This is a genomic window from Sphingomonas crusticola (assembly GCF_003391115.1).
In the GTDB taxonomy this organism is placed as follows: Bacteria; Pseudomonadota; Alphaproteobacteria; order Sphingomonadales; family Sphingomonadaceae; genus Sphingomonas_I; species Sphingomonas_I crusticola.
The window spans coordinates 102,600-118,492 of the sequence record NZ_QTJP01000001.1 but is presented as its reverse complement, the minus strand read 5'-3'; the positions used below and the strand labels follow the sequence as shown (position 1 = coordinate 118,492).

At 63.5% G+C, this 15,893-nt stretch carries 14 protein-coding genes and 1 tRNA gene; 8 read left to right on the top strand and 7 right to left on the bottom strand.

All coding sequences use genetic code 11. The annotated features are described in order from the left end of the window. Positions 1 to 99 precede the first annotated feature (99 nt). Together DX905_RS00570 and DX905_RS00565 are read right to left on the bottom strand one after the other, a co-directional pair. Positions 100 to 879 carry a SapC family protein gene (locus tag DX905_RS00570; protein WP_116089593.1) on the bottom strand — a complete coding sequence of 260 codons (780 nt, stop codon included), beginning with the start codon at positions 877 to 879 and terminating at the stop codon, positions 100 to 102. 140 nt (positions 880 to 1,019) lie between these two features. Beyond that, a complete protein-coding gene (locus tag DX905_RS00565; RefSeq protein WP_116092220.1) occupies positions 1,020 to 2,459 on the bottom strand; it encodes an FAD-binding oxidoreductase in 1,440 nt (479 codons plus the stop codon). A gap of 94 nt (positions 2,460 to 2,553) precedes the next feature. Here DX905_RS00565 and DX905_RS00560 point away from each other — a divergent pair, with 94 nt between their 5' ends. Then, entirely contained in the window at positions 2,554 to 2,991 is a 438-nt protein-coding gene (locus tag DX905_RS00560) for a hypothetical protein (protein ID WP_116089592.1), read from the top strand. A gap of 150 nt (positions 2,992 to 3,141) precedes the next feature. Continuing rightward, positions 3,142 to 4,608: a DEAD/DEAH box helicase gene (locus DX905_RS00555; RefSeq protein ID WP_116089591.1), complete on the top strand. Its 1,467-nt coding sequence runs from the start codon at positions 3,142 to 3,144 to the stop codon at positions 4,606 to 4,608. A 24-nt stretch (positions 4,609 to 4,632) separates the two neighbouring features. Here DX905_RS00555 and DX905_RS00550 read toward each other — a convergent pair. Further along, positions 4,633 to 4,709 (bottom strand) — tRNA-Ile (locus tag DX905_RS00550). A 129-nt stretch (positions 4,710 to 4,838) separates the two neighbouring features. Between DX905_RS00550 and DX905_RS00545 the strand changes: the two genes are divergently transcribed. After that, positions 4,839 to 5,318: an Lrp/AsnC family transcriptional regulator gene (locus tag DX905_RS00545; RefSeq protein WP_116089590.1), complete on the top strand. Its 480-nt coding sequence runs from the start codon at positions 4,839 to 4,841 to the stop codon at positions 5,316 to 5,318. Positions 5,319 to 5,357: 39 nt separating this feature from the next. Here the strand turns inward: DX905_RS00545 and DX905_RS00540 are convergent, their stop codons facing one another. Further along, complete coding sequence (locus DX905_RS00540; protein ID WP_162875399.1) at positions 5,358 to 6,638, bottom strand: hypothetical protein; 1,281 nt, start codon at positions 6,636 to 6,638, stop codon at positions 5,358 to 5,360. 155 nt (positions 6,639 to 6,793) lie between these two features. On the opposite strand from DX905_RS00540, the gene DX905_RS00535 reads away from it, so the two are divergent. The 3 genes from DX905_RS00535 (at position 6,794) to DX905_RS00525 (ending at position 10,294) form a co-directional block, all read left to right on the top strand. Next, positions 6,794 to 7,030: a DUF6356 family protein gene (locus DX905_RS00535; RefSeq protein ID WP_116089588.1), complete on the top strand. Its 237-nt coding sequence runs from the start codon at positions 6,794 to 6,796 to the stop codon at positions 7,028 to 7,030. A gap of 121 nt (positions 7,031 to 7,151) precedes the next feature. Then, positions 7,152 to 9,935 carry a DNA gyrase subunit A gene (gyrA, locus tag DX905_RS00530; protein WP_116089587.1) on the top strand — a complete coding sequence of 928 codons (2,784 nt, stop codon included), beginning with the start codon at positions 7,152 to 7,154 and terminating at the stop codon, positions 9,933 to 9,935. Between the two features lie 11 nt (positions 9,936 to 9,946). Further along, on the top strand, positions 9,947 to 10,294 hold the full coding sequence (locus DX905_RS00525; protein ID WP_116089586.1) for a DUF952 domain-containing protein: 348 nt from the start codon (positions 9,947 to 9,949) through the stop codon (positions 10,292 to 10,294). Between the two features lie 35 nt (positions 10,295 to 10,329). On the opposite strand, the gene DX905_RS00520 is transcribed toward DX905_RS00525, so the two are convergent. Both DX905_RS00520 and DX905_RS00515 read right to left on the bottom strand, forming a co-directional pair. After that, positions 10,330 to 11,994, bottom strand: a complete 1,665-nt coding sequence (locus DX905_RS00520; protein WP_338053746.1) for an AmpG family muropeptide MFS transporter — start codon at positions 11,992 to 11,994, stop codon at positions 10,330 to 10,332. Between the two features lie 152 nt (positions 11,995 to 12,146). Continuing rightward, positions 12,147 to 12,569 (bottom strand): response regulator, encoded by a 423-nt coding sequence (locus DX905_RS00515; protein ID WP_116089585.1) that lies wholly within the window; start codon positions 12,567 to 12,569, stop codon positions 12,147 to 12,149. A gap of 74 nt (positions 12,570 to 12,643) precedes the next feature. Between DX905_RS00515 and DX905_RS00510 the strand changes: the two genes are divergently transcribed. Continuing rightward, positions 12,644 to 13,900 (top strand): dicarboxylate/amino acid:cation symporter, encoded by a 1,257-nt coding sequence (locus DX905_RS00510; RefSeq protein WP_116089584.1) that lies wholly within the window; start codon positions 12,644 to 12,646, stop codon positions 13,898 to 13,900. Here the strand turns inward: DX905_RS00510 and DX905_RS00505 are convergent, their stop codons facing one another. Then, positions 13,901 to 14,884, bottom strand: coding sequence for a serine hydrolase (locus DX905_RS00505; RefSeq protein WP_240320665.1), 984 nt, complete (start codon positions 14,882 to 14,884; stop codon positions 13,901 to 13,903). 103 nt (positions 14,885 to 14,987) lie between these two features. Here DX905_RS00505 and DX905_RS00500 point away from each other — a divergent pair, with 103 nt between their 5' ends. Next, positions 14,988 to 15,890, top strand: coding sequence for a pseudouridine synthase (locus tag DX905_RS00500; RefSeq protein ID WP_116089583.1), 903 nt, complete (start codon positions 14,988 to 14,990; stop codon positions 15,888 to 15,890). Positions 15,891 to 15,893 lie beyond the last annotated feature (3 nt).

The window sequence follows — 15,893 nt, the reverse complement described above, 5'->3', positions numbered from 1 at the left end:
GAACACGGCGAGGCATCATTATAAGAATAGGTGAGAGGGCAAAGGGTTTCAAGGCCTTGGCCGTTTAGCGAAAAAACCTCTTTTCAGCCCACCTCGATATCAGGCGCCAGCCGCTACCGGCGCTGGCGGAACCTTACCCTGCTCCATCTGGCGGCCGAAAATCTCACTGACCAGGCCGAGCGAGAACAAGTGAGCATAAAGCAGGGTGAGCATACCGTTCTGGCTCATCTTGCGCAGCTGATCGCCACGCAGGTCGCGCAGCTTCTCTTCGTTGACCATTCCGAAGCCACGATAGAGAAACGGGTTGGGGCTCGACTGATGCTGGATATTGAGCTCGCCATCCTCCAGCAGGCCCGTTTCCACGAGATCCTTCATGAAAGCCGAGGTGCGCTGTGCAGCGATCTCGAACTGTTCGCAAAAGCCGAGCATGTCCTTGACCGGCTGGGCAGGCTCACCATTCTCGAACAGGCTCAGCCCATCCTCGAAATCACCGATCATGCCGGGCGTCGGATCAAAGCAGAGCGACATCTCGTCGCTATCTTCGCGCAGCCGCGCCAGCAGGAAGGGATAACGGCGGATGAAAGCCGGCAGATAGGTATTGTCGCGATAGGTCCCGTCCTCGTTGACGAAGACATTGACGCCCTCGTTGAGACCCATCAGCGCCAACGGCACCGGATCCGAACCCACCGAGAAAACAATCGGAAAGAAGCGCTGGGCGATCGGAAATTCGTCGACGGTCAGCGGAACGGCGTGGACCTGCCCGATGAATGCGAGCGACTCCATTGGACGCAGCTTCCAGTTCGCATGCTCCTGGCTCGAAAGGGGCACCAGGTCCTGGTACAGCATCGGAAGGCCCGAAATCCCGGGAACGCTCGCCATCGAAAAACTCTCCTGAAGATGCGACGGAGGCTGCAAATCCGCCCCCGCGGAAACGCCGCCCTGTATTGGCTCGCGCGCGCCGGTGCAACCTGGCAGCCGGTCTCGGTGAGAGGAAGCTGACCAGGCTGATGTTAGGATGGTCAGGGCGCGGGTTCAGGCACCAGCTTGCCGGGGTTCATTATGCCCAGGGGATCCAGTGCATTCTTGATCGCGCGCAGTGCCCCCAACCGAACCGGATCGGCCGTACGCGCAAATTCGGCGAGCTTCAGCTGACCGATGCCATGCTCCGCTGAAAGCGAGCCGCTACGGGCCGCCACCAGATCATGAACGAAGGCGTTTACCCGGGGCCCTTCCGCTTCGAGCCATCGCTTTGGATCGATGCCCAGCGGCGGCTGGACGTTGAAATGGATGTTGCCATCGCCGAGATGGCCGAAGGCGATCACGCGCGCTCCGGCGAAACGCTCCTCGACCGCGGCACGCGCCTCGATCAGAAAGTCCGGCATATCCGAAACCGGGACGGATATATCGTGCTTGGCCGCCGCTCCGTCGATCCGCTCCGCCTCGGCGATGCTTTCACGCAACTTCCACAGGGCATCGGCCTGAGCTTCGCTGCTCGCAACGACCGCATCGGCCACCAAGGCCTCCCCCGCCGCAGCCGCAAGCAATCCTGTGAGCTGCTCCACCGGATCTGGCGCACCCAGCGGCGCGGTCGCCTCGATCAGAATGTTCCAATCATGCTGGCCGGATAACGGCGCGCGCGTGCCCGGGATGTGGCGCAACACCATCGCAAGCGCATTGGCGGGCACCGCCTCAAAGCTCTCAATCGCATCCCCTGTTGCCGCTTCCAGCCGCCGCAGCAGGCGGAGTGCCGCATGCGGGCTCGCCAAGCCGACCCATGCCACCGCGCGGGCGCCGATGGCCGGAACAAGCCGCAGGCTTGCCGCCGTTACGACTCCCAGCGTTCCCTCGGCACCGGTCAGCAGCTGGCGCAGGTCGTAGCCGCGATTGTCTTTACGCAGCGCGGACAACCCGTCGAACCGCTCGCCCGAAGGCAGCACTGCCTCGATACCTGCCACCAAGGCGCGCATGGTCCCGAAGCGAAGCACTTGCGTGCCGCCGGCATTGGTCGAGATCAGGCCCCCGATCGTGGCAGTGCCTTTGGCGCCTAGGCTGAGCGGAAAGCGTCGCCCGATTGTCTCCGCCGCCAAATGGAGGTCGCTCAACACCACGCCGGCTTCTACAACCGCGATATTGTCGTCCGCCGAAAGGTCCCGGACCGCCTTCATCCGCCGCAGGGACAATAACAGCGCACTCCCGTCAGCGGGTGGGGTCGCGCCCGCGACCATCGAACTGTTGCCCCCCTGGGGCACCAGCGCGACGCGCGAGGCGGCGGCCAGCCGTACGATATCCTGCACTTCGCTGACGTCGGCCGGAGACAGCAACGCGGCGGTGTGGCCATGTACGCGTCCGCGCCAATCCGTCAGCCACGGCGCCATCGCGGCGGGGTCCGAGATATAGCCTTTCGGCCCCAGTCTACGCTCTAGGGCAGCGAGAATTGTTGCGTCAGGAACACAGGTCATGACGCGACTATAGCGTGCGGGCTTGGCGCACGGCCAGTTCATCCGCCATTAAAGCCCCGCGGCGAACGAGCGAGCATAGTATGGGTATAAAATCGTGACCTTTTTTCTGCTGGCGGGCGCGCTTGTCGCGCTGAGCCCGGCCGCACCCGCGCCATCGGCACATTCGGCCGGCTCGTTCGAACTGGCGCAGCTCACCTTTCGCTCGCGGGTCGTTGTTCGTGTGCAAACCTCAACACTCTCCCTCCCTGCCGTAGCGGCGGTGCGCGAGAAAAAGGGGCCGCGCTGCGTTCCCATCGAGGAAATCCTGGCGGCGGGCGTGCTGGCGCGAAGTTCGGTCGATCTGGTGTTGCGCGGCGGGTATCGCATGCGCGTCCGCTTTTCCGCATCATGCCCGGGCCTGGATTATTATAGCGGCTTCTACCTCGTGCCCTCCAAAGACGGGAAGATCTGCGCGGATCGCGACGCGATCCGTGATCGCGCCGGCGGTGAATGCGCCATCGACAAATTTCGCAGGCTGGTGGCGGCCCGCTAGCCAGCAGACCCGGACCGGCTCAGCGCTTCTTTTTGAGCAGGCTGGCACGAAAGGCGCGTTTAGCTTGACAGTTCGGCCGCTTTCGTTCCTAGCGAACAGGCCCTTAGCGGCGCCGCTTTTGTGCGCCTGCAGGCCTTAGCCCGGACGCCCATGACCTTCGCCGACCTCGGCCTATCCGACGAATTGCTGCGCGCCATCACCGAGGCGGGCTATACCGAACCCACGCCCATCCAGGCGGGGGCGATCCCGCCTGTGCTGATGAACCGGGATTTGATCGGCATAGCCCAGACCGGCACCGGCAAGACGGCCTCGTTTGTCTTGCCGATGATCGACATTTTGGCTCATGGCCGTAGCCGGGCGCGCATGCCGCGTTCGCTGATCCTGGAGCCGACGCGCGAATTGGCTGCGCAGGTCGCCGAGAATTTCGAAAAATACGGCAAATATCACAAGCTTTCGATGGCGTTGCTGATCGGCGGCGTGAACATGGGCGAGCAGGTCGCCGCGCTCGAAAAGGGCGTTGATGTGCTAATCGCTACGCCGGGCCGGCTCATGGACCTGTTCGGGCGCGGCAAGATATTGCTCACCGGCTGTTCGCTGCTGGTGATCGATGAAGCGGACCGTATGCTCGATATGGGCTTCATTCCCGACATCGAGGAAATCTGTACGAAGCTTCCGGCGACGCGCCAGACCCTGCTGTTCTCGGCGACGATGCCCGCGCCAATCAAGAAGCTTGCCGATCGTTTCTTGTCCAATCCCAAGCAGGTCGAGGTTTCGCGTCCTGCAACCGCCAACCTCTCGATCGAACAATCACTGGTAGAGACGTCATCGCGCGGAAAGCGCGATACGCTGCGCCGCCTGCTCAAGGCAGACGACGTCAAGACCGCGATCATCTTCTCCAATCGCAAGACGACCGTCCGCGACCTCGCCGAATCGTTGCAGCGCAACGGCTTCAAGGCGAGCCAGATCCACGGCGACATGGAACAGGCCGAACGGATCCGCGAACTTGACCGGTTCAAGAATGGCGAGATCAACATCCTCGTCGCCTCCGATGTTGCCGCTCGCGGGCTGGACATCAAGGGTGTCAGCCACGTCTTCAACTTTGACGTGCCATGGCATCCCGACGACTATATCCACCGCATCGGCCGCACCGGACGTGCGGGAGCTACCGGCAAGGCAATCACGCTCGTTACCCCCGAAGATGCCGAGGCGATCGATAATATCGAGAAGCTGACGGGTCTGAAGATCCCGCGCGTGGGTCAGGCGGAGCACGGCGAAAGCACGACAACCGAGACAGCGGACACCGCCCCGAGCGCACCGCGCGGCCGGGGACGACGTGCTCCCCGCGCTTCTGAAGAGAGCGCGATCACGAAGGCGCCCGCCGCGCGGGAGGAACGCGCCAAGCCCGTCGAACGAGCGGCACCTGCGGAACGCGAGGCGCGCGCTGAAAAGCCCCGCGTCGAACCCAAGCGTGCTGAACGGGCCGAACGAGCACCGCGCCCGCCGGTCGAACGCGAATCCGCCCCTCAGGCTCAGCGCGAGGCGGAGCTGACCGACGATGGCTGGAATGGCCCCGTCCCGGGTTTCCTTGCGCACGGCTTCGGCACGATTTCCAAATAGCAGCCGCCGTACGGCTGGTGTGAGTGGTGGGCCCGGCAGGACTCGAACCCGCAACCAAGCCGTTATGAGCGGCCGGCTCTAACCAATTGAGCTACAGGCCCACGCCGATCCGTTACGGAGGCCGCTCGCCGCTGGCAAGAGACCTATCAGCAAACTTGCCCGCTATGATGTTGCGCGGCTCCGAAATTATATTATGCAGGATGCGAAAATAGAAACGGGATGATGCCGAAATGGCGGCTGCGACGACTATTGACGATCTTGACCGGTCCATCCTCGGAATTCTCCAGGAAGAGGGTCGAATAACCAACGTAGAGCTGGCGAGCCGAGTCGGGCTGACAGCGCCGCCGTGCCTGCGGCGGATGCGCGCCCTGGAAGAAGCCGGCGTTATCCGCGGCTACCACGCTGAGCTTGACGCCAGTCAGCTGGGCTATGGCATCATGGTATTCGTGCTCGTGAGCCTGCGCAGCCAGGCCGAAGATGCGCTGAAGGCGTTCGAATCGCACGTCGCCGAGCTTCCCGAAGTGCGCGAATGCCATATGCTCAACGGCGAGATCGACTTCATCCTCAAGATCGTGGCGCACGATCTGCAGTCGTTTCAAAGTTTCCTGACGTCGAAGCTTACGCCGGCCCCCAATGTGGCCAGCGTAAAGACTTCGCTCACCATCCGCACCTCGAAAGTCTCGTGCGGCATCCCGGTCGACCCGGCGTAAAAAAAAGGGGCGGCGCAACCGCCGCCCCTCTTCGTTCGGTCAAGCCTGCGGCTTGTTCGGAATGGTCGGGTGATCGAGATGGATGACCCAGAAGTCGGCGATCGGCTTCTTCGGACCGGTAACAGCGGCGAAAGCCGCCTTCGCGCCGGCCGTATCGCCGGACAAAGCCAGCGCCCAGCCGAGATGCAGGTTGACGACGTTCGCATCCACCCCGCTCTTGGTAAGCGCGACCTTATACAGATCGACCGCCTGCGGATATTGGGCGTAGCCGACATAGGCATCCGCCGTGCTGAGCGCACCCTTGCCGCTGGCCGACGCACGCGCCGCCTTTTCGGCAGCCGGTAGCGACGCCTTGTCGGCGGCGACCTTGCCCTTGACGATGCCCATCACGTCGGACGCGTCATTCTTGCCCGTGAGATTGACGATTCCTTTGGAATTGCCCTCCTGCAGCACCGACATGGCTTCATTGGGGAAGCGCAGGTAAACCTGGTCGGCATATTCGCGATAATCGGCGTCGCCGGCGAGCACGCCTGCGTGCCGCATCAGACGTAGCACATCGATGCGGCCATCATTGTCGAGCTTGAACTGCTCTTGATAAATCTGGAGCGCGGCGGTCCAGTTCTTCTTCTGCGGATCGGACGCGACCCAATTCTTGCTGAGCTCCAGCGTCGCGTTGTTGATCGCGGGAATGTCGGCCGGGTTCGCCTTCGCGCGATAGCCGATAGCGATACCGCGCTGATACCATTCTGGGGGCACCGGCTGGCCGGCAGCGGTGAGCTTGGCGGTCTGCTCGTTGAGCGTGGTGAGTGCCTGCAAAGTCTGCCCCGTCGCCGCCATCGATTCCACCATTGCCGGAACGAGCACCGGATCGGTCGATCCCGCGGCCTGCGCAGCCCGGAACGAGGCGAGCGCCTTGGCATAATCGCGCTTGTTGTAGGCGATCTGACCCTGGGCCACGGACAACTGCTGCTGGGCCTGGCCGGAAGCCTTGCCGCTCGCCAGCATCAGATCGATGGATTCGCCGAAGAGGGCCTCATCCTTGTTCTTCTGATAAATCTGGTAACCGACGCGGCCGACCATGAACTTGTCGTCGTCGTTGACGATCGCCGCCTTGGCGGTGGCGTAATTCGCAAGCGCGGTCGGCAGGTCGTTGGCATCTGCTGCCTTCTGCGCGTCGAAGGCAGCCTTCTGCACCGCGGGCGTAGGCTTGCCCGCTGCAGCCGCTGCCGCCTTGTCTTCCTTCTTGGCGGCGAATCCGGGAGCTGCCACGATTGCGCCGCCAAGCGCGACCGCGATGGCCATGGTGGATACGATCCTCATTGCATCATCTCCTGCTGGCCGGAGCCAATATGCTCCGGCGAAAAGCTTTGGTGCTTGCTAATAGCGCCTTTCCCTTGGGGCAAGCTGAACGGTGGACAGCTGCAAACGAGTTCGTAGCGATTGCCTCGACCAAGGGCTCGGTTTAAGCTGCCGCCATGATCCGACGCCTGTTTATCGACCATCCACAGAGCGTGGGTGAAAGCTATGGCGAGCACCTCCGCGTGGCCGGTGGCTTCGGCGTCGCTATGCTGGTCGGGGCGCTGGGCTGCTTCGTTCACGCGTTGATACCCGCGCTGTGCAAGCGCACCGGCAGCACGACGGTCAAACGTCTCAACGCCCGCCTCATCCATGATCCGCAGCGCGACGGCAAACGACCCGAATTCGAGATTTAATCCCCAACAATCCCTCGCGTACGCGCGCGGGCGCACCTGCGCGGGGTGGTTTTATGGGCGGGCGGTGATTAGATAGGTTATCCGGCTGAACGCCGCCTAATCAACCGAACGGAACAGCTTCTTGGCCACGACCCCGCCTGTCATTGACGGCAGCGATATTTCTCCCATCAACATCGTCGACGAGATGAAGTCGAGCTATCTCGACTATGCCATGTCGGTCATCGTTGCGCGGGCTCTGCCCGACGTTCGCGATGGCCTCAAACCGGTCCATCGGCGCATTTTGTATGCCAGCCAGGAAGGTGGATTCGTCCCAGGCCGGCCTTATCGCAAATGCGCCAAGATCGTCGGCGACGTGATGGGCAATTACCATCCGCACGGCGATGCCTCGATCTACATGGCGCTGGCGCGCATGGCCCAGGATTGGGCGATGCGCGTCATGCTCGTCGACGGCCAGGGCAATTTCGGATCGATGGATCCCGACCTTCCCGCGTCGATGCGCTACACCGAAGCGCGCTTGTCCAAGGCGGCGATGCAGCTGCTGGAGGATATCGACAAGGATACTGTCGATTTCGGCCCCAATTATGACGGATCGCGCGACGAGCCGCTGGTTCTCCCGGCGCGTTTCCCGAACCTGCTCGTCAATGGCGCGGGTGGCATTGCCGTCGGTATGGCGACCAACATCCCGCCGCACAATCTTGGCGAGGTGATCGCTGCCTGCAAGGCGATGATCGATCGGATGGTCAATAATGGCGATCCGCTCACCGACGAAGAGTTGATGGAGATCGTGCCCGGACCGGACTTCCCGACCGGCGCCCTGATCCTCGGCCGCAGCGGCGCGCGTAGCGCCTACACGACGGGTCGTGGCTCGATCATCATGCGCTCGCGTCACGTCGTCGAGGAAGGACGCGGCGATCGGCAGTCGATCGTCCTGACCGAGATTCCCTATCAGGTCGGCAAGGCCGGACTGGTCGAAGGCATTGCCGAGGCGGCCAAGGACAAGCGGATCGAGGGCGTCTCGGACATTCGCGACGAATCCAACCGTTTCGGCGTGCGCATCGTCATTGATCTGAAGCGTGACGCGACCCCTGAGGTTGTGCTCAACCAGCTCTGGCGTCACACCCAGGCGCAGACCAGCTTCCCCGCCAATATGCTCGCCTTGCGCGGCGGCCGGCCGGAAGTGCTCTCGCTGCGCGACATCATCGAGGCGTTCATCGGCTTTCGCGAGGAAGTCATCACCCGCCGCTCCAAATATGAGCTGCTCAAGGCGCGCGAGCGCGCGCATGTGTTGCTCGGGCTGGTCGTGGCGGTCACCAATCTCGACGAGGTGGTGAAGATCATCCGCGGCTCCGCCTCGCCAGTCGAGGCACGCGCGGCCTTGTCGGCGCGCGATTGGCCGATCGCGGAGATCGCTCAATATATCCGCTTGGTGGAGGCGGTCGAAGCCGAGATCGAGGGCAGTACCTATCGCCTGTCGGACTTTCAGGTTCGCGCGATCCTCGACCTGCGCCTGCACCGCCTTACCGGTCTCGGCCGCGATGAGATTGGCGGCGAGCTCGAGCAACTTGCCGGCTCGATTGGCGAGCTGCTCGAAATCCTTGGTAACCGGCGCCGTTTGTTCGAGGTGATGGAGGAAGAGCTCGACGCCATCACGTCCGCCTTCGCCACGCCGCGCCGGTCGGAGATCGCAGCGGCGGCCGACGGCATTGATGATGAGGACCTGATCGAGCGCGAGGACATGGTCGTGACTGTGACCATGGGCGGCTACATCAAGCGCACCCCGCTCCAGACCTTTCGCACGCAGAACAAGGGCGGCAAGGGCCGCTCGGGCATGGGCACGAAGGAAGAGGATGCCGTCGCCAAGCTGTTCGTCACCTCGACGCACACGCCGGTGCTGTTCTTCTCGACCGCCGGCAAGGTTTACCGGATGAAGGTGTGGCGCCTGCCAGAGGGCGCTCCGCAAGCGCGTGGCCGGCCGATGATCAACCTGCTGCCGCTGGCGGAGGGCGAGACCATCTCGACCGTGCTGCCCCTGCCCGAGGATGAGGCCGAATGGGGCAAGCTGCACGTCATGTTCGCCACCGCCAAGGGCAGTGTGCGGCGTAACTCGATGGATGCATTCGCCAATATCCGCACCTCCGGCAAGATCGCGATGCGCTTCGAGGAAGGCTCGGAGGACCGCCTGATCGGCGTGTCCTTACTGACCGAAGAGGATGATGTGCTACTCGCCACGCGCAACGGCCGCGCAATCCGTTTTGCATCGACCGACGTCCGCGAATTCCAGAGCCGCGATTCGACCGGCGTGCGCGGTGCGCGGCTTAATGGCGATGATGAAGTCATCTCGCTGTCCGTATTGCGCGGTTTCGACGCGACACCGCAGGAACGGGAAGATTATCTCAAGGCGGCCCCGTGGAAGGAGGGCGACCGTGAGGTAACGCTCAGCCCGGAACGCATGGCGGAATTCGAAGCCGCCGAGGAGTTCATCCTCACCGTGACGGCCAACGGCTATGGCAAACGCACCTCGGCATTCGAATATCGCCGCACCAATCGCGGCGGCCAGGGCATCACCAACATCGTCTCCTCCGACCGTAACGGACCGGTGGTGGCGAGCTTCCCCGCGCATAATGGCGAGCAGCTCATGTTGGTGACGGACCAGGCGAAGCTGATCCGCACTTCGGTTGGCGACATCCGCGTCATCGGCCGCAACACCCAAGGTGTGATCATCTTCCGCGTGGCGGACGACGAGCATGTCGTGTCCGCCGCCCGCATCGAAGAGAGCGAGGACGAGGCCGAGGACGATCTGCGCAGCGAAGTTGAGCTGCTCTCGCCCGAGGTCGATCCTCAAGTCGAAGCAGACACGTCGGAGGATTTATCCGACGGCGGCGAGGCGGAACCGCCAACCGAATAGGAGCGCGACCATTGCCCGAATCGATCGCTTACAAGGTCCTGACCGCCGATCAGCTTTCCATGCTGGAACATAGCGGCACGTTTGCGGGCGCCCCGGTGGATCTGGCCGATGGGTACATCCATCTTTCATCCGCCGAGCAGTTGGCGGAAACCGTCGCCAAGCATTTTGCGGGTCAGGACGACCTGCAGCTTGTCGCGGTCGATCTGGAGGCGCTGGGAGAAGCGGTGAAATGGGAGGAATCGCGCGGCGGTGCCCTGTTCCCGCATCTCTATGGGCCACTCACGCTCGACGTGGTCGTTGCTTATAGCGCGCTCGAATATGAGCCTGACGGATCGGTTCGGCTGCCGGTCACCGGGTAACATTCTCCACCGGCCGCTGAGTTTCCTCGCGAACGCTAGCCGGCCTCACCTGTGCCACCCGGTTCGGCCGGGCGTTCGGCGCGTGCGACGCGGACCCATTCGAACAGCACGAAGGCGATACCGACAATGCCGATGACCGCCGCGAAGCGGAACATCGTCGCATAGCCATATCCCTGAATCCCCTCTCCGAATGCCGCGCGCCCGAGTGCGCCGATCAGCAGCGTCAAAGAGGACAGCAAGGCATATTGCACCGCGCTGTGCTGTTTGGACGTGATGGAGGAGAGATAGGCCACATAGGCCCCTCCCGCGAGGCCGCTGCACGTATTCTCGATCCCAATCGTCAGCAGCAGTCGGTTCATGCGCAGGTCGAAGCCGAACAGGCCGGTCAGGCGATCGATCGCGAACATATGCGAAAAGGCGTCGAGCCATGCGCCGCCTGCGGCCAGATCCGCGTAAAGCAGGTTGGCTAGCGCCGTGATGACGGCGCCGATTAGCAGCGTCGGCAACCGTCCAACCGTCGCGAACAGAATGCCGCCCAGCGTGATGCCCACAATAAGCATCACCACGCCGAAAATCTTGGAGGCGAACGCGACCTCCTCGTTCGTGTAATGCATATATTGAAGGTAGAAGGGATAGGCGAACGGCCCCCAGATCGACTCGCACAGGCGATACGTGAGGATCAGGCCGAACACGATGATCGCGCCCCAGCGCAACCGCTCGATCAGCTCGCCCAGCGGCAGGACCAGGGCGCGATAAAGCCGATCGGCACCGCGGCTCAGCCGGCCGGAAGGATCGGCTTCTCCGTCATGCGAAACCTTGCCATTGAGCCAGGCTGCCACGATCGCAGGAACAAGGATCGTCGCGACGATGATCCAGGGTCCGTAATTACGGGTGAAGTCGCTGGCCGATATCGGCTTGCCGTCCGCGTCCGGTCCGTGAAGGGCCTTGACCATGAAGGCGGCAAGCGTGCCGATCGCCCATATCCACCCGATGCCAACGACGATCAGGCCGATCGTGCGCTCCCGTCTGTTCGGCACGTCGAAGCCGGCCAGCGGCACCACGTTCTGGCCTTCCGGCGAAGGTGTATCGGGCGCGGCAGATGTCGCGATCATGCACAGCGCCATCAGCCCCCCCATGATCGCGTAGACGGATTGCCAGGTCATCTGGGCGGCGAGCACCAGCGCGAAAGCACCCCCCACCAGCGCCGAGACCCGGAAACCGAACTGGTAGATGGAGGAGAGGATCTCCACGGTGGCATGTTCGTCGGCGACGTCCACGCGCCAGGCATCGATAGCGATATTCTGCGTGGCGGAAAGGAATGCGCCGATCACAGCCAGCCCGGCGAGACCGCCAAGCGCGACCGAGGGGTCGGTCGTTGCGAGCAGCACGAAGCATAGGGCCAGCAGACCCTGACATAGGAAGATCCAGCTTCGCCGGCGACCGAAGCGCGCCAGTAAGGGCGGCCGGAATTGATCGACCAGCGGCGACCAGAGGAATTGGAAACCGTAGGCAAGCCCGATCCAGGAAAGGATACCGATCGTGGCAAGGCTGACCTTGGCCTCTCCAAGCCATGCATTGAGCGTGCCGATGAGCAGGGTGAAGGGTAAGCCCGCGGAAAAGCCGAATGCCAGCATCACCGCCGTCTTCCGGTCGCTCAACGCCCTCCGCAGCAGCGCCATGCCACCGATCTTTTCCGCCACCAGCCCTCGCCCCCACTATTCGTGAGAAGCTTAGCGCAAAAGCGGCGTCAGGGAAGCATCAGGCTGCCGTCATGGATCGAACGCACCTCGGGCAGGCTTAGCCGGCCTTTTTTATGGGCTGGACGATCAACCGCGCTATTCGACGAAGTCCGCTATTCGACGAACAAGGTAAAGCTTTTGGGCACCCGTTTTGGCGTCTTGCCGGACAGCTTGGCGTCGACGGCATCGATCGCCGCAAGCAGATCGCGTTGGCTATAAGGCTTGGAGAGCAGGCCTACCGCCAGAGTCTTCGCGCCATCCGGGCAGCTGCCGGTGACGAATATGAGCGGCACGCCTTTGCCTTGCGCGGCACGGGCGACATCATGCCCGCTGCCGCCGTCGGAAAGATTGACGTCGGCGAGCACCAGATCGACCTCGTCGCTGATCGCACTTATGGCCTCAGGTACGGTGTCCACCGTCGCGACGATATCATAGCCGGCGTCACGCAGGAAATGCTCGTTGTCGAACGCGACGAGCGGCTCGTCCTCGACGATGAGGATTCGCTTGAGCTTCCGTTCACGCTTGCCGAACAGCATTCACAATCACCTCATCAGGCGGGCTTGACGGCCCGCCGCTTTGCCGTGACCACTTGGCGATCGGGAGAGCGCGCGTGGCCAAAAGAATTACCCTCTACATTCTCATCGCGATGATTCTGGGAATCATCGTCGGCTTCGTGCTCAACCAGACTATCGCCGATCCGTCCGTTACCGCAACGATCACGGACGGGCTTTCGATCCTGACCGGACTGTTCCTCAAGCTGATAAAGATGATCATCGCGCCGCTGGTGTTCGCGACGCTAGTCGGCGGCATCGCGCACATGGGAGATCGGTCTGCCCTGGGACGTATGGGTGCGCGCACGATCGGCTGGTTCCTCGTCGCCAGTCTCGTCTCGATCACGCTCGGCCTGTTGTTCGTCAACGTCATCAAGCCGGGAGCCGGACTCGGCTTGCCGCTGCCGCCGGTGAATGAGGCGAACGGCGTCGCCCAGGCGCATTTCATGCTCAAGGATTTCATCCTCGATCTGGTGCCGAGTTCGCTGTTCGACGCACTCGCCAAGAACGCCATTTTGCAGATCGTCGTGTTCGCCGTTTTCGCCGGCGTCGCGGCAACCGCGATCGGCGAGAAGGCGGCGCCGCTGGTGCGGGCCGTGGATGCCGTCGCCCAGCTCATGCTCAAGATCACCGATTACGTCATGCGCCTGGCTCCGATCGCCGTGTTCGCAGCGGTGACGAGCGCGGTCTTCAAGGAAGGTCTCGGCATATTGTGGACCTTCGGCTATTTCATGGGCGGCTTCTATCTTGCGTTGGCCGTGCTGTGGGCATTTCTGTTCGGCGTGGCCGTCATCGCGGTCGGGACCGGGCGCGCCAAGGACCTATTCCGCTTCATCCGCGCGCCGTTCCTGATCGCTTTCTCAACTGCCTCCTCCGAGGCTGCCTTTCCGCGCACGCTCGAGGCGCTCGAGGATTTCGGCGTGCCTCCCCGCGTCGCCGGCTTCGTGCTGCCGCTCGGCTACTCGTTCAACCTCGACGGTTCGATGATGTATTGCAGCTTCGCGACCATGTTCATCGCGCAGGCCTACGGCATCCACCTCTCCTTCATGCAGCAGGCGACGATGCTGTTGCTGCTGATGGTCACGTCGAAAGGCATCGCCAGCGTGCCGCGCGCGAGCCTGGTCGTGATCTCCTCGACGCTTGCCACCTTCCATATTCCCGAGGCGGGTTTGCTGCTGATCCTGGCGGTCGACCAATTCCTCGACATGGGACGAACCGGCACCAACGTCATTGGCAATGCGGTTGCCTCGACGCTGGTCGCCAAATGGGAAGGCGTGCTTGGCAAATCGAAGCCGGCCGCGATTACGGCCGGCTGATCAGGGCGCCGTTCCCCAGCTCAACTTGGGCAGGCCGACCGCGCTGAATCGATCGTAGAGCAACCGCGCGAGCTGAGCGATGCTGCGATCGCGCTCCCATTCCGAGCGCATGCCTTTGGCGAAGATGGCCAGCGCGAGGCGATGGCCGTTCGGCAGGCTGACGATGCCGACATCGTCCGACACGCCTGCGAGCGTGCCCGTCTTGTGCGCGACCGGCGTGCCGGCGGGCAGCATGCCCTTGATACGGTGCGGGCCGGTGACGCAGCGCCCCATGACTTCGAACAGATAGCGCGTGCTGTCCGGGCTCAGCAGCACGCCCTGGTGCAGCTTGGCCAGCAGCCCGACCATGGCCGTGGGCGTGGAGGTATCGCGCGCATCGCCGACGAAGGCCGGATTGACCTCGCCATCGTCGGTCAGCGTCGCGGATTGCGCCACCTCCTGCGGGGTCTGCGGGAGATTCGCGGCGACGCGCCGGCTGGGGCGACCGCGATCGTCGAGCACGAGCCGCGCGATCGTGCGGTCCATGCGCTGGCCGCGGATGCCGGCGCGGTTCAGCCAATTGTTTACTGCCTGCGTCCCGCCGACGGCCTGCAGCAAGATGTCGGCGGCGCCATTGTCGCTGCGGATCAGCATCAGTTCGATCAGGCGGCGTGCGGTAAGCACGGTTCCACCCCGCCGATACAATTGATCGAGATCGAAGCGCCTCCGATCGACGCCGGCGAGATAGGTCGCGGCGATCGCGACCTTGACCGTGCTTGCCATCGGGAACGGGTCGCGGGCGGCATAGGTGAAGCTCTCGCCTGTATCGAGATCGGTCGCGGCGATCCCGATCCGGCCGTTGCCACCGGCAGCGATCGTGGCGAGCTGCTCGGCGAGCGTGGGAAATGCGGCGGCCGCCGGGACCTGCGCGCTGAGCGGGAGCGGGAGCGCGAACGTGGTCAGCAAGGCCAGGGCGCTTAACCGATGCCACTTCGATACGCTCACTCAGACACTCCGTCGCCGTTACCTACCTCCACAGAATCGACGAATCGTCATGGCCGCAAGCTTTTTGTGGGAAGCCTGCGCCGCGATGGTCTAGAAGCGCGACGTGTCCCAGTCCCCACCCGAAACCAACCCTGCCCCCCGCCCTGGGCGCGAGCCGCAGCGGATCGCCAAATTGCTCGCGCGCGCCGGCGTCGCCTCGCGTCGCGAGATCGAGCGAATGATCGAGGCACGACGGATCGCGATCGACGGCAAGCCGATTGAAACCCCGGCGACGATCGTGACCTCTCTCCAGGGCGTGACCGTCGACGGCCAACCGGTCGCGGCACCCACCGCGGCGCGCCTGTTCCTCTATCACAAGCCCGCCGGCCTGCTGACCGCCGAGCGCGACCCAAAGGGCCGCCCCACCATCTACGACAAATTGCCGCGGGATCTGCCGCGGGTCGTGCCGGTCGGCCGGCTCGACTTGAACACCGAAGGGCTGCTGCTCCTCACCACCGACGGCGAGCTGAAGCGCCAGCTCGAATTGCCATCGGTCGGGGTCGAGCGTGCCTATCGCGCCCGCGCTTACGGCAATGTCAGCCAGGCGCAGCTCGAAGATCTGATCGACGGCATCGAGATTGAGGGCGTGCGCTACGGATCCATCGACGCCAATCTCGAGCGGCGAACCGGCGCCAATGTCTGGGTCGAGCTGCGGCTGCGTGAAGGCAAGAATCGCGAAGTACGTCGGGTGCTGGAGCATCTGGGGCTGCAGGTCAGCCGGCTGATCCGGACCGCCTACGGCCCCTTCATCCTCGACGATTTGCCGGCGGGCGAAGTCGGCGAGGTCCGCCAGCACGATCTCGCCCAGTTCCGGGCAACGCTCAAGAATCCGGGCGCGGGCCCGAAGCCCGGCCCCAAGCCGCCGGCCTCGGTCAAGCGAGCGGGCGCCCCTGCCCCGCTACCCGGCGGACGGCGTGGCCGTCCGCAACGCCGAACCGGGCCGGCGCCGTCCAAGGGCAAGGCCTGACCG